This window comes from Almyronema sp., from assembly GCF_052168255.1.
Classification (GTDB): Bacteria; Cyanobacteriota; Cyanobacteriia; order Phormidesmidales; family Phormidesmidaceae; genus Sphaerothrix; species Sphaerothrix epifaneia.
Window position 1 is genome coordinate 18,764 of the sequence record NZ_JBQLZL010000079.1, and the last position, 13,625, is coordinate 32,388.

The 13,625-nt window shown below is 49.3% G+C and carries 15 protein-coding genes and 1 tRNA gene; 7 read left to right on the forward strand and 9 right to left on the reverse strand.

What is annotated here, in order from left to right:
* Positions 1-635: 635 nt before the first annotated feature.
* The 3 genes from ACTS3T_RS17815 to ACTS3T_RS17825 all read right to left on the reverse strand — a co-directional run bounded on the left by ACTS3T_RS17815 (position 636) and on the right by ACTS3T_RS17825 (position 3,214).
* Positions 636-1,079 carry a hypothetical protein gene (locus ACTS3T_RS17815; protein WP_377966375.1) on the reverse strand — a complete coding sequence of 148 codons (444 nt, stop codon included), beginning with the start codon at positions 1,077-1,079 and terminating at the stop codon, positions 636-638.
* Positions 1,080-1,328: 249 nt separating this feature from the next.
* Positions 1,329-2,489, reverse strand: coding sequence for an anhydro-N-acetylmuramic acid kinase (locus tag ACTS3T_RS17820; protein ID WP_377966258.1), 1,161 nt, complete (start codon positions 2,487-2,489; stop codon positions 1,329-1,331).
* Complete coding sequence (locus ACTS3T_RS17825; RefSeq protein WP_377966260.1) at positions 2,486-3,214, reverse strand: potassium channel family protein; 729 nt, start codon at positions 3,212-3,214, stop codon at positions 2,486-2,488. The genes ACTS3T_RS17820 and ACTS3T_RS17825 overlap by 4 nt, the downstream gene beginning before the upstream one ends.
* Positions 3,215-3,447: 233 nt before the next feature.
* Here ACTS3T_RS17825 and ACTS3T_RS17830 point away from each other — a divergent pair, with 233 nt between their 5' ends.
* The 5 genes from ACTS3T_RS17830 to ACTS3T_RS17850 all read left to right on the forward strand — a co-directional run bounded on the left by ACTS3T_RS17830 (position 3,448) and on the right by ACTS3T_RS17850 (position 7,261).
* Complete coding sequence (locus ACTS3T_RS17830; protein ID WP_377966262.1) at positions 3,448-4,611, forward strand: GuaB3 family IMP dehydrogenase-related protein; 1,164 nt, start codon at positions 3,448-3,450, stop codon at positions 4,609-4,611.
* Positions 4,612-4,965: 354 nt separating this feature from the next.
* Positions 4,966-5,349 (forward strand): hypothetical protein, encoded by a 384-nt coding sequence (locus ACTS3T_RS17835; protein ID WP_377966264.1) that lies wholly within the window; start codon positions 4,966-4,968, stop codon positions 5,347-5,349.
* A gap of 126 nt (positions 5,350-5,475) precedes the next feature.
* Entirely contained in the window at positions 5,476-5,946 is a 471-nt protein-coding gene (gene bcp, locus ACTS3T_RS17840) for a thioredoxin-dependent thiol peroxidase (protein ID WP_377966266.1), read from the forward strand.
* 10 nt (positions 5,947-5,956) lie between these two features.
* Positions 5,957-6,412, forward strand: a complete 456-nt coding sequence (locus tag ACTS3T_RS17845) for an NUDIX domain-containing protein (RefSeq protein WP_377966268.1) — start codon at positions 5,957-5,959, stop codon at positions 6,410-6,412.
* A gap of 30 nt (positions 6,413-6,442) precedes the next feature.
* Positions 6,443-7,261: an alpha/beta fold hydrolase gene (locus ACTS3T_RS17850; protein WP_377966270.1), complete on the forward strand. Its 819-nt coding sequence runs from the start codon at positions 6,443-6,445 to the stop codon at positions 7,259-7,261.
* On the opposite strand, the gene ACTS3T_RS17855 is transcribed toward ACTS3T_RS17850, so the two are convergent.
* From ACTS3T_RS17855 to ACTS3T_RS17870, 4 genes are all read right to left on the reverse strand, one after another.
* The gene (locus ACTS3T_RS17855) at positions 7,251-8,009 is read right to left on the reverse strand and encodes a metallophosphoesterase (protein WP_377966272.1); all 759 of its coding nucleotides are present in this window, start codon (positions 8,007-8,009) and stop codon (positions 7,251-7,253) included. The genes ACTS3T_RS17850 and ACTS3T_RS17855 overlap by 11 nt on opposite strands.
* 165 nt (positions 8,010-8,174) lie before the next feature.
* Positions 8,175-9,230: a biotin synthase BioB gene (gene bioB, locus ACTS3T_RS17860; RefSeq protein WP_377966274.1), complete on the reverse strand. Its 1,056-nt coding sequence runs from the start codon at positions 9,228-9,230 to the stop codon at positions 8,175-8,177.
* A gap of 47 nt (positions 9,231-9,277) precedes the next feature.
* Positions 9,278-9,487 carry a DUF1049 domain-containing protein gene (locus ACTS3T_RS17865; protein WP_377966276.1) on the reverse strand — a complete coding sequence of 70 codons (210 nt, stop codon included), beginning with the start codon at positions 9,485-9,487 and terminating at the stop codon, positions 9,278-9,280.
* A 4-nt stretch (positions 9,488-9,491) separates the two neighbouring features.
* Positions 9,492-10,454 (reverse strand): ABC transporter ATP-binding protein, encoded by a 963-nt coding sequence (locus ACTS3T_RS17870; RefSeq protein WP_377966278.1) that lies wholly within the window; start codon positions 10,452-10,454, stop codon positions 9,492-9,494.
* 177 nt (positions 10,455-10,631) lie between these two features.
* On the opposite strand from ACTS3T_RS17870, the gene ACTS3T_RS17875 reads away from it, so the two are divergent.
* Positions 10,632-11,021: a nuclear transport factor 2 family protein gene (locus ACTS3T_RS17875; RefSeq protein ID WP_377966280.1), complete on the forward strand. Its 390-nt coding sequence runs from the start codon at positions 10,632-10,634 to the stop codon at positions 11,019-11,021.
* Between the two features lie 21 nt (positions 11,022-11,042).
* Here ACTS3T_RS17875 and cobO read toward each other — a convergent pair whose 3' ends face one another.
* A complete protein-coding gene (gene cobO, locus ACTS3T_RS17880) occupies positions 11,043-11,693 on the reverse strand; it encodes a cob(I)yrinic acid a,c-diamide adenosyltransferase (protein WP_377966377.1) in 651 nt (216 codons plus the stop codon).
* Between the two features lie 119 nt (positions 11,694-11,812).
* Between cobO and ACTS3T_RS17885 the strand changes: the two genes are divergently transcribed.
* Positions 11,813-11,885, forward strand: a tRNA-Arg gene (locus ACTS3T_RS17885).
* Between the two features lie 95 nt (positions 11,886-11,980).
* On the opposite strand, the gene kaiC is transcribed toward ACTS3T_RS17885, so the two are convergent.
* Positions 11,981-13,543, reverse strand: a complete 1,563-nt coding sequence (gene kaiC, locus ACTS3T_RS17890) for a circadian clock protein KaiC (RefSeq protein WP_377966282.1) — start codon at positions 13,541-13,543, stop codon at positions 11,981-11,983.
* Positions 13,544-13,625: the final 82 nt, after the last annotated feature.

Consider the following 13,625-nt stretch of genomic DNA (forward strand, 5'->3'; position numbering starts at 1 on the left):
TGCTTTAGCAAAGCAATTTGAAAAATAGCAAGAAATTATAGTTAGCTACTTGAGTTAACTGCTAGAATGCCCAATTTGTTGATGAATTGCAATTTTATGAAACAGTTGGAGGCATGAGCCAAACCGGAGACGAGGTTAACTCGTCTGTTTGAGCGCCTGCGAGTCAACAGGAGGTCAAGTTTCAAAACCAGCAATTCAAACAATGGGTTTGCAGTCAAACAATCCCTGGCAGTTAGAATCTGGAGCTTCTCCGGCGCAAAGGCCAGTGCCCCTAAAAGATTTTGGCAAAAAAGCGATCGCAGTTAAAGTTGACAGCCTTAAAAAGGCCGATCTTCAAACCCCAGTCAACGAATCCTGGCTATGACTGCGACTTCGGCTACACCCCAATGTTTTTGAGCATTTCTCCAGTTTGGTTCGCTCCTCTCAGTTACACCTGAGACGCTAATGTGGTTTATCTGCGTTGAGCTAACACCCTTGGGAACCTAGACTATGTTCCATAGGGTTGTCTAGGGTCTTTATCAACTTTACTCGATTACTCTAGGTAACGGGGTAAAGCGCTATCAGATTGAAAATTTAGCGCCGGAAATCAGGCTCCTCTTCAGAGCCTTCAATCCGCTTATCAAACTGAAATTCAATCAACCCTGTCGCTCTAGCGTTGCCTCCATGGCACTGGTTAAGTAATGGCCAGCCATGATGCCGCTAGAGAGATGGTACTTGTTGTCGCCCACACAATAGAGCGTTTCAAACCCTGTGCGTCGCTGGCGATCGCCTAATACCCAATAGCGTTGCACAATCGATTCAGGCGCGATCCAGCCTTCGCCTTCAACGCGACCTAACAAGCTATGCTGCAAAACAAAGGTATACTGCCGCTCACCCCCTGTCAGCCGCCCTCGATACTGTTGCGCAATTTCATCAAGGGCTGTGTTGGGGAAGCTCAGCTTGGTGACCATAGTGAACCAGTCATCATGCCCCCAAACTATCAGCGTTTTTCCTCTGACGCCGATGGGCATCGAATCTCGCTCTAGCCAGTTGCCCTGAATTGTCCAACGCCCCGGTTCGATTAAAAAGCTGTGCCCCACGAATTCACTACCCAAAAAGCTTGCGGTTTTCTCCCTCTAATACCAAGTCTATGTGCAGCGACTCACTCATCTCCTTTTTTGCTCAGGCAGACAAACCGTAACAGCAAAGAAAGCAAATGTGCTCACGCTTCAATTTGTTTGGTATTACCTTTCAGGATAAAGTCTAACTGCGGCAAGCGGACAAGACTTTACTTCAGGTTGCTAGGGGTTCACGATCTTTTTACTCAAAATTGGGGGGCTTCCTAAGCGCTAGGGCCTATACAACTCACCTAACACCAGCCGTCGTCTGGCTCCGGTGACGCTTGGTAAATTGCTGGGAACACCGTGATAGCGCCAGAAACCAAGCACTGCAAAAGCGATCGCTTCTTTCGCTTCAGCACACAAACCCACCTCATCGGTCGTCAACACCGAAATAGGAGCCAAACATTGCTGCAACTGTTGGCGCAGATAGTGGTTACGGCTGCCGCCGCCGCACAGTAAAACCTCATCAGGAAGCTGCGGCAAAAAGTCAGTATAGTTTTGTACGATGCTCATCACCGTTAGCTGGCTCAGCGTGGCCAAACTATCGGCAGGGGAAAGCGCGTAGGCTTGTAGGTCTATCAGGCATTGCTGCCAGTAGTCCCAGCCAAACAGTTCTCGCCCGGTTGATTTAGGCGGTGGCTGATGAAAGTAAGGGTGACGCAGCCACTGATGCAGTAAAGGCTGGCAGGGTGTTCCCTGCGCTGCCCAAAGGCCGTCACGATCATAATGCTGTTGCCCCTGAGAAAAATGGTGGACTGCTAAATCTATTAAGCTATTGGCTGGCCCTGTATCCCAACCAAAAACGCCCAACATTTCGCCTTCTACACCTTGAGACTGAAGGCTAGGCAAGTAGGTGACGTTGCCAATTCCGCCCAAATTTTGGACACAGCGGACGTGTTTGGGATGGCTCAATAAACACGCATCAATGGCTGAAACCAGGGGTGCCCCTTGCCCACCAGCCGCAATATCTGCAGATCGAAAGTTGCTCACAGTTGGCAGTTGAGTCAGGTGAGCGATCGCAGCGCCTCGTCCAAGCTGCACACTATAGGCTAAAGCTTGCACAGTCGCTTGCTCGCCTTGAGGGGGGCGGTGAAAAACAGTTTGCCCGTGGGAGGCAATCAAATCAGCCGACAATGTGTTGGCTTGAAGTGTCTGAGCAGCCTGAGCAAAGGCAGTAGCGATCGCATCATCTAGCTGAGCGAAACCAGCCATTGACAGCGGTTCCCCAGCGCTAGCCGCTAAAATTTGCTGACGCAAATCCGGCTCATAAGCATAGGTTTCACTAGCTAAAAGCTGTGCCGAAATTTCAAAGCCACTGCCTTTAATCTCAACTAGAGCCGCGTCAATGCCATCTACTGAAGTGCCGCTAATCAAACCAATAACGTTCACCCATTGACCCCGCTGCTATGGGTCATAGGTAAGCGATCAATGCCTTTGTTTGAGCCAATGACCACCATAACGGTGCCCGCCCGCAAACGCGTTACCGGGCTGGGATTGACCTCGAACTTGTCAGGTGACTCTTCTTTGCTAATCGCCATCAAGGTCAAACCATAGCGTTTACGCAGATCTAACTCCACAATGGTTTTTTGATCAAAAGCTTCTGGAACAATAACCTCAACAATGCTGTGATCAGGGTCTAGCTCAAAGCGATCGAGAACACCAGGGCGGGTGAGCGATCGCGCTAGCTCACAACCCATCTCATGTTCGGGAAAAACCACGCGATCGGCTCCTACGCGATCGAGTAATTTGCCGTGAATTTCGGTTGAAGCTTTGGCAATCACATGAGGTACCCCAGCCTCTTTAACATTGAGCGTTGTGATAATACTTTCCTGAATATAATTACCGATCGCAATGATAACGGTATCCATATCCGCAATACCCGCCTCTTTCAAAGCAGAAGGTTCCGTTGAATCAAGCTGAATGGCGTGCGTAGCAAGTTGATCCGTCAGAATTTGCGCTACCCGCCGCTCGTCAACATCAACTCCTAGTACCTCATATCCAAGCTGGTGCAGCGTAGAACAGACAGCCCGACCAAAACGCCCCAATCCAATAACAGCAAACTGGCGATTCCCCGAACGCAGATGATGAAAAAAGCTTAAAGAGGATAGATTCACTGCAGACTGCTCCAGACTTTTTTTCGATATGAATCGGTTTGAGCTAACAGAAAGAGGGCCAAGTAGCCGCACACTTAATTCGGTAAATTTTAGTCTATCGAGATTTGGGCCTGCTTTGCGATCGCAGCGTACCGAAGAAGTCCCTCAACCACCTTGCTGAAGGGACAGTCTGCCCTATATCCTTAATCTTTATTTGCTAGGCTATCTAGATGGTCTTGGCACAAGGGGGGAACGTGAATATACAAATTGGTCGTAACAAGGAAGTTCGCAGAGCTTACGGAATTGACGAAATTGCACTCGTGCCTGGTCGTCGCACACTCGATCCCCAGCTAGCCGATACCCGGTGGCACATTGGCGGTATTGAACGAGAAATTCCGATCATTGCCAGCGCCATGGATGGGGTGGTCGATGTCAAAATGGCAGTTTTGCTTAGTCAACTGGGGGCTTTAGGCGTCCTTAACTTGGAAGGGATCCAAACCCGCTACGAAGATCACAATCCGATTCTCGATCAAATTGCGTCAGTCGGCAAAGACGAATTTGTCACGCTGATGCAAAAGCTCTACGCAGAACCTGTTAAGCCCGAACTGATTCAAAAACGAATTGCCGAAATTAAAGCGCAAGGCGGTATTGCTGCCGTTAGTTTAACCCCGGCTGGCGCAGCTCAGTACGGCAGGCAAGTTGCTGAAGCTGGTGCAGATTTAGTCTTTGTGCAGGCTACAGTTGTCTCTACTGCTCACCTCTCACCTGAATCTATCGCCCCCTTAGATCTGAGCAAATTCTGCCAAGAAATGCCTATTCCTGTTGTTCTTGGCAACTGTGTGACCTACGAAGTTGCGCTGAATCTAATGAAAGCGGGAGCCGCAGCCGTTTTAGTTGGCATTGGCCCCGGAGCCGCTTGTACTTCTCGCGGCGTTTTAGGTATTGGGGTGCCGCAAGCGACGGCAGTGGCGGATTGTGCTGCTGCTAGAGACGACTATTACCAAGAGACGGGACGGTACGTGTCTATTGTTGCCGATGGCGGTCTGGTGACGGGTGGAGACATCTGCAAGTGTATCGCCTGTGGTGCAGACGGGGTAATGATTGGCTCTCCGTTTGCGAGAGCGAAAGAAGCACCCGGACGAGGCTTTCACTGGGGTATGGCCACACCTAGCCCAGTTCTCCCCCGTGGCACTCGCATCCGAGTAGGTACTACAGGCACGCTAGAGCAAATTTTACGCGGCCCAGCCCAGCTAGATGATGGTACCCATAATTTCTTAGGCGCTTTGCAAACCAGCATGGGCACCTTGGGTGCTAAAGATCTCAAAGAAATGCAGCAGGTTGAAGTGGTCATTGCTCCGTCTTTGCTGACGGAGGGTAAAGTGTATCAAAAAGCTCAGCAGTTGGGTATGGGTAAGTAAAGTTGGCCTTGCCATACGGCCAAACCAACTTATTAACAGACGCAGGGGGCTTTGTAAAAGTTTAAAACTTTTCAAGCAGGCCGCTGAGATGGGTGGCAAATTCTAACCCGTCGCTTAGAATGGGAAATAGCGGAGACGGAAGTTTCCGTTCACTCCTCACACCACACTCCGCCTAAGCTTTTAGTTTAGGCGGTTCCTCTTTATAGACAAGCTGTTTGCGTCAATTCCGGAAAATTAAAGAACGTTTAGAGTAGTCTTTAATTAAGGTTGTAATCTTGGTCTAGCAAACGGGCGATCGCGTAGTTCTCATCCATTATGGTCAACTAGAATACCCAGCAATTAGGTGGTTCTAAGATGCCTTACTCAGTTACTTATGATTCTGAGAATTGCTTTATTTTGACTACACTTTGGGGAGCAATCGATCAATCCATTGTGGATGATAGTCGCTTCGACGTAGCGCGTCTGGCCAAACAGCACAATTGCTTTGCTGTTATTGCCGACTTGCGTGAAGCAACCTCAGCCGTTTCTACAATGGAGATTTACAAGCTGCCACAGACAACATCAGCGCAAATCTCCGCTGCAGGAATGCCCATTCGTCGATTCAAACGCGCCCTAGTTGTTGCCCAAGACTTATTAGACGATCCCGTTTTCTTTGAAACCGTCTCGCAAAACCACGGTCAAAATGTGAGAATATTCCACACGCTAGAGGAAGCTAAAAAGTGGTTATCTGTTGCATAGCGCTATTTCCCATGACGAAAACGCTATCAGCAAGCGCTATCCATCCCCTAACTTTTACTCAATCTTTCTGCCTAGAGGCAAGCGCTTTAATTTAACGGCATCAGTTCTCTTCAACCAAGATAAACAATGACGCTCAATCCTGGTGATTCCGCTCCGGACTTTAGCTTGCCCGATGCGGCAGGTAAGCTGGTTAGCCTGTCAGATTTTGCAGGGCAGCGCCTGGTTTTGTACTTTTACCCACGCGACAACACCCCAGGCTGCACCAAAGAAGCCTGCGGGTTTCGAGATGTTTATCCCCGCTATCAAGAGCAGTCAGTAGCCGTGTTGGGCATTAGCACTGACGATGCCAAGTCACATACAAAATTTGCTACCAAATATGAGTTGCCTTTTCCGCTGTTGTCTGACGCAGAAGGTCAGGTGGCTAGTGCTTATGGCAGCTACGGTCTGAAAAAGTTTATGGGCAAAGCGTACATGGGGATTAGTCGCAGCACTTTCATCATTGGCCCAGATGGTAGGATTGAAAAGATCTACCGCAAGGTCAAGCCAGCGTCCCACGCAACCGAAGTGCTTGAAGATTTGGCGGCTCTATCTACTTAAGCAATTTTTCATGAGCCTGATTTGGCGTCCTGTGCGCGTTTTGCTAGGTCTACTGCTGAGAAGGCCAATTTTAGGAACTAGCGTCATTCCAGTGCTACCAACCGGGCAAATTGTGCTAATTCGGCGCACTGATAATGGTCTTTGGGGGCTACCAGGCGGAATTATAGATTGGGGAGAAGACATTCTCACCGCCGCCCGCCGAGAACTTGCTGAAGAAACCGGCCTGGATTTGCTGCATGTGGGCCGTTTAGTGGGGATTTATTCCAAACCCCAGCGAGATCCTCGCTTTCATTCTGTTTGTGTGGCTTTAGAAGCTCATGTTGCGGGTCAGCCGATGGTAGCTGATCCGGCTGAAGTCATAGAAATTTCAGCTTTTGATCCGCAGCGGCTGCCTATGCGTAACCTTTCCCATGATCATGCCCAGCAGTTGCAAGACTATTTGGCGGGAAAGACCGTTTTAGCATAAGTGTTATAGCAACAAGGCTTAAAAGCAGGGATGAATCTACCCGTTCGGAATGCTCGAATTCAACTTTCGCAAAGCAATTTGTTCTGGCACGAGGTGGGGCAGGGGCCTACTGTGGTGTTTCTGCACGGGAGCTGGGCTGATAGCAGCCAGTGGATAGCGGTAATGCAGGCAATGAGTCATCAATATCATTGTCTGGCACCTGACTTGCCAGGTTTTGGCGAGTCCAGTCTGTCATCTGCACCGATCTCAATTGCCCTGATGACAGAGTGCTTAGCAGAGTATTTACAAGCACTGCGATCGCCTGTTGTTTACCTGGTAGGGCATTCATTGGGAGGTTGGGTGGCGGCAAACTATGCCCTACGCTACCCTGAAGGCGTCAAAGGACTGATTTTAATCGAACCTGAAGGCATTGAATCGCGACGTTTAGCCAAACGCTGGCGCTGGTATCGGTTGCTCAGTGGGCCGTTCTCAATTTTGCTGAAGGGGTTGAGTCTCCTGACGCCCTTTGCGGCTTATCTGGGTTTAAAGGATTTTTTCCATCGCTTGTATCCGGTGCGACAGCGATTAAAAACGTTTCCGACCGCCTGTCGCCTGCTGTTTCAGCGTCGCCCTGCCGAAATTCGAGCCGAGCAGCTACAAGAACAACTGCCTCAGTTACAGCCTCCATTGTTGCTTTTAGAGAGCAGCCAGACTTCCGACTTGACCCAACCCTTAAACGAGGACTACCAGCATCTCGTTCCCCACGCCCAAGTCGTTGTCATAGGCGATTGCCAATCACCCCTAGAGTCACCCCAACAGGCAGCGCAGTTGATAGGGCAGTTTATCCAGTCTGCAAACGCTACCGAGTAACGGGACGGGAGCGCACTTTAACTTTACTGGGTTGAATTAAAGTAGTTGCCTCAGCTAAACTCCGCTTGCGAAGAACGTGGTCAAACACGTTGAGCTGATAGACCTGCTCGTTGTCAAAGTCTACCCCTGTTAGCCAACCGCTCTTGGGATGGTAAGCCCCTGTATCAATGTCAATCCAACCTTGCCCTTGGGCGAGTTGTCCAGGAGATACCTGAGGTAGCGTGAAAGTGATGGTGTGTCCGGTGACAATTAGCTTGTCAGCAAAATAAGGGTTAGCGCTGGTGTGGAAAGTGTCACGAATCCAGCACAGTTCATGGTAGGTTTGCTGAGAGAGGGACAATTTTGGGTTGACCCCCGCATGTACTAGCCAAAGGTTGTCGAGATCGATAAAAAGCGGTAGCGATCGAATCCACTGCACATCTTCCAAAAGCTGATCGATACTGGCTCCGTAGCTTGATAAGGTACTATGCCCGCCGCTGTACAGCCAACCTTGCAGGGCAGGTACATGGGTTTTACCTTTGGGAAAAGCATCTAAAAGCAGTTGCTCATGATTGCCCAGCACGCAACCATCCGCGTGATCACGTACAAATTTGACGACCTGGGCACTTTTTGGCCCTCGATCGATCAGATCACCGACGAAGTAAAGCTGATCGGACGCGTCTAGGGCGATCGCTTCTAGCAGTCTCATCAGCCCGTCATAATGTCCGTGGACATCACCAATAAAAATGCGACGGGTAGGATTGCTCATGAGGCTACTCGTATCAACCAACAATAATTTTCTATAGCTAGGTTGCCCTCTAGACAAGATTTAAAGGCCAACTGTAACCACTATTATGCGCTGCTATCTCTCAGATCGTGACAAGTTTTCTCAAGACACTGTTTAATGGCTTGAAGATTCAGTATGTTTTGGGCTTTATGTGGGTATGGAAGTTGTCAATTGAGGCATGGCTTCAGGCACAGGGGTTAGCGGTGAACCATCCGCTGTTTCTAGTACAAACCCGGCATCTTCAATCATTTCCAAGTCACGATGGGCGGCTTGTCCAGGGGTAGTTAAATAGTCACCAATAAAGATGGAGTTAGCCGGATACAGACCTAGCGGCTGCAGCGATCGCAAATGGACTTCGCGCCCGCCAGCAATGCGAATTTCTTGAGTAGGTAGCAAGAAGCGATAAAGGCACAAGATGCGCAAACAGCGGCGGGGGTCGAGCTGATTTTGGTTGGCTAGGGGCGTTCCAGTAATGGGAATCAAGAAATTGACCGGAACGCTTGTAACGTTGAGCTGCCGCAGAGACAGAGCTAAATCAATGACGTCTTCGTCTGATTCGCCCATGCCTAAAATACCGCCAGAGCAGGTGGTGATACCAGCAGACTGAACGGCTTTCAGCGTACTGATGCGATCGCCAAAGGTATGCGTAGTACAAATATGGCTGTGAAACTTTTCTGAAGTGTTCAGGTTGTGATTGACCCGGTCTACCCCGGCTTCAGCAAGCTGTTGAGTTTGCCTTTGATCCAGCAGCCCCAAACAAGCGCAGACTTTGAGGGGGTATTGGGCTTTGACGGTTCGGACTGCAGCTAATACGCGCTGAAAGACTGACTCAGAAGGCGATCGCCCCGAAATCACAAAGCAAAAAGTCCCGGCTTTGAGTTGATCAGCACGCGCCGCCGCGGCCAAAATCTTTTCTTGGGCGAGCAAAGGATATTTCTCAATGTCAGCCGCCGAAATCTTAGACTGAGCGCAATAATTACAGTCTTCTGGACAAAGACCACTCTGAGCATTCAGCAAAAAGTGCAGTCGGACTCGATTGCCCCAGTAATGGTGGCGTACCCGGTAAGCGGCGGCTAGCTGAGCCAATAGTTCAGTATCAGCAGCTTGTAAAACAGCAAGCGCTTGCTCTCGACTAAGCAGTTCTCCGGCTAACGATCGATCCGCGAGAGCGTTCCAGTCGGGGCTGAGTCCAGAGTGTGTCATTAGCATCCATTGAGTAAGCCATGTGCGACAGATTATAGATGAAAATGTTACCGAGCCGAACGTTCGAATAGGCTCAGCAGTAGCGCTGTCGCTACTAGCCCCCCGGCCACACAAAAAGCCAGGGCAATTCCCAGCGGCAACTCCACTGAACGCAAAGCCAAAAACTGTAAAGAAACAGGGGTACCATTCTGAGCAGCAATGATCGCGATCGCGCTGATCCAAACAGCTAAAATAACGGCGGTAAGTAGCCTGATCATGGCCTTAGGACAAATAGATCTGGTTTGATCCTATCAGGGTAGACTCGTTGCTGACAGCAGCGGGCGATCGCCGCTGCTGAGCCTGCGTTATTTCAATATAAATATGTTCTAGCTTGACGGGTTGTCGCGAAACTGAATCAATGGCAATACCAGCAAAGCAATCTAAAATCTGGCGTAAATCCAAAGTTTCGGGTATCCAAAAAGCTAAGTCTGAGCCGTAGCGACGCGGCGTAAACCCCTGTTGTTGCCCTCGCTCAATGGCCGCCGCTTCATCCGCAGTTTCTAACACAACAATTTCTTTGGCGGGGATTCGCTGTCGGAGTTGGGATAACGTGCCCTCTGCCAAAAGCTGCCCCTGCTTCAAAATTCCCAACCGCTGACACAGCCGTTCGGCTTCTTCAAGCAAATGAGTGGTGAGTAAGATAGTCATTCCCTGGCGCTGCAAGGAGCGAATTAGCTGCCAGACTTCATAGCGAGCTTCGATATCGAGTCCGGTCGTCGGTTCGTCTAAAATCACCAGTTGAGGTTGATGAACCAGCGCAACCGCCAAGCTTAAACGCCGCTGCATGCCGCCGCTCAGGGACTCTACAGGGCTATGGGCGCGATCGCTCAAGTTAACAGCCTCTAGGCAAGCCTGAATCCGCTGACGCCGAATGGATCGCGGTAGCCCATAAATCTGGGCAAAAAAAGCCAGATTTTCGGCACAGGTCAAGCTGCGATATAGCAAATTTTCTTGGGGAACGACCCCAATCCAGCGCTTTGTCGCTGCCGCTACAGGCTGCCCCTGGATCAAAATGCGGCCTGCATCAGCATTGAGTAAACCGCAGATCAAATTAATCGTGGTGGTTTTGCCTGCTCCGTTTGGCCCCAAGAGTCCATAAATTTCTCCCGCTAAAATTTCAAAGCTCAAGGTCTGTAGCAGTGGGCGATCGCCGTAAGCTTTACACAGCCCTGCAATCTGAAGCATAAAACTCCTCACCAACGGCAAATGTTGGCCTAAAACGGGAAAGCTTAAAGTAGCTTAGCCTAGAAATGCCACTGCCAAAAAGTTTCCAGTTTCTAAGATAGAGAAAGAGCCTGTCATCTCCCAGTTGGTTAGACCTTTAAGACCGCAGGCTCTGTTGCCCTCTTGGTGGAGTTAGTGATGATAAACGAGCGCGAGACCGTTCTGGCCGCCAACGATGCTTTTTATCGAGCCTTTGAGAAGAAAAACCTTGAAGCAATGGAAGCGGTCTGGTCCCAAGGAATTGGTAGCCTTTGCATTCATCCTGGCCGCGATGCTCTCAAGGGGTGGACGAGCATTCGCGACACTTGGGAGCAAATTTTCAAGCACACCCATTACATAGAAGTTGACATCGATATTATTTCGGTTGAAGTCAGCGGCGATTTAGCCTATGTCGTCCTGATTGAAAATATCCTGCAAATTAGCAGTGGCCGCCGTATTGAAGCACAGTCAATGGCCACCAATGTCTTCGAGCGCATGGCCGACCGCTGGTATATGGTTCACCATCACGGCAGTCCGCTAGTCAAATGAGCTACAGCCGTTGTCCAGATTCTAATATTCGATGCCCGCTTGGGCTTTAATTCCTTGCTCTTTAAACGGATGCTTCACCAACGTCATTTCGGTAACCAGATCAGCGCGGTCAATCAGGGGGGAGGGAGCGCCACGGCCAGTCAAAATCACATGGGAATCGGCAGGCTTTTGATCCAGTCCTGCTAAAACCTGCTCGACTGAAAGATAGCCTAACTTGAGCGCGATATTGATTTCATCTAGCAAAACGGTTTTATAGGCCGGGTTTTGAATGTAGGCTAGCGCTTGATCCCAAGCTAATTGAGCCGTTTGGATGTCGCGATCGCGATCTTGGGTTTCCCAGGTGAAACCTTCACCCATCGCATGAAAGTCAAGCTGATCCGACCATTGATTGAGCGCTGCCTTTTCAGCCGGCTCCCAACCACCTTTAATAAATTGAACGATGGCGACTTTGAATCCGTGTCCAAGCGATCGCAGCACCATCCCTAAAGCTGCCGTCGTTTTACCTTTGCCGTTGCCTGTGTGAACGATGATCAGCCCTTTTTGCTGGCTCCGCTCAGCGAGGCGTTTTGCCTGTACCGTTTTGCGTTGCTGCATTTTGCGCTTATACTGCTCTGCGCTCAAACTGCTTTGAGTGGATTCGTTATTCAAGGCTTCAGCCGTTTGATCAAGCATCTGAGGGGCGTTTCCATCGGGATCAGAAGCAGACATGGCAATTCAAAATTAAGTTTAAGCTTGGGTTCATAAATCCTACCCCAGCGGCGACCTTCCAGTGTTACAATCCAGAAGGTTAAGGGCATGTAGCTCAGTGGATAGAGCATCAGATTCCGGTTCTGAGGGTCGGGGGTTCGAATCCCTCCATGCTCGTTGATTGAACAAAGTTGTCAAAAAAGCTCTAAAGGGCGATCGCCCTCCTTCAGCAGCCGACAAAGCAAGGTTTGGGCTTTTGACTCCAACGAATTCTAAGCCTTGCCAAGCGAATCTCCCTGAACGCCTTTCACAATCCGTGAGAGTTCACTCTTTTCATCTACGGCAATTCGAGTAGGTGAGCCGCTGATGATGCGCTCTAAATTGCGGAAAGAATCTTTAATTTCAGGCCCTTTCTCGCTGATGGTATATTCGCGAATACCTTTGTCGTGCCATGATCCCCGCATCTTAAAAACGTTGATCGCCCGCGACATTTGACCGCGAATTTCAACGTACTGCAACATCAAAATCGTGTCTGTAATCGTCGAAATGTGGGAATCGGTAACCGAGTGGGAACCCATAAATTGCTCGGTCGTATTGGTAAAAAATCCGGTAATTTCTTCCTGCTTGGCGTATCCCGTAACGCCAATAACAAACTGCCGAAATGAATTATTATTAACACCGCGATCGAGGGCAGAAAGAGAATCAATCGCCATGCGAGATGGCTTAAAGTGAGTAATTTCAGACTTAATGATTTGTAGATGATCTTCTAGACCTGCCGATTCTGGATAGGCACAGATAATTTTAAGTAAGCCTTGTTGCTCTAGATCTTCAAAGTCAATTCCCCAAGAGTAAGCATTGCGAAAAAGCTGCGCCCGTGACTCTTCATAAGCAAACAAAACCGCTCGTTCACCCGCTCGACAACCATTTTCCAAAAACTTGCTGACTAACAGCGTCTTGCCGGTTCCGGTTGCCCCTGTGGCCAAAATAATCGAGTCCTTAAAGAAGCCACCCCCACACATTTCATCCAGCGTTTGCACCCCAGACGAAACCCGCACATTTGAAGATCGTTGAGTGAGTCGCATCGCCCCCAACGGAAAGATATTAATTCCCTGATCGGTAATGGTAAACGGGTATTCGCCTTTCATGTGGGTTGTGCCTCGTAGCTTCAAAATCTCAATCGTGCGACGGCGGCGTTCCCCTTCAAGCACATTGCGCACAATCACGACATTGTCAGAGACAAATTCTTCGACCCCATAACGAGCAACAGGCCCATATTCTTCCACCCGCTCAGTCGTCATAATAGAGGTGACAGCCATCTGCTTGAGACGGGCAACTAAGCGAAAGATCTCACGCCGAACCACCGAAGCCGCGTCGTACTGTTGAAAAACGGCTGTAACAGAATCAATCGATACCCGCTTAGCCTGATATTTGCGAATGGCATACTGAATGCGCTCAATTAAAGCCGAAAGGTCAAAATTACCGACGACATCTTGACCTTCGGGATCAGGTGAAGCATCCAAAATAAACAGCCGACCATCATCAATCAACTGCTGTAAATCCCAGCCGAAGCTTTGAGCATTTTTAATAATATCTTCAGGCGATTCCTCAAAAGTGACAAAGACCCCTGGCTCATCAAAGTGAACAATACCGTTATAGAGAAACTGGACGGCCATCAGTGTTTTGCCCGTACCAGAGGTACCGCTAGTCAATGTCGTTCGACCAACCGGAAGACCGCCATGACTAATATCGTCAAAACCTTCGATCATGGTGCGAATTTTCTGCACACCCATGAGTTTTTTGGAGGATGTTTTTTTATCTTGAGAAGATTGATTCATGGGGATATCACAACAAAGTTATTAACAGAAGTCGCAAAAATTACGTAAAATTAGCTAAAAAGCTTTGAAAATGAAGTATCAA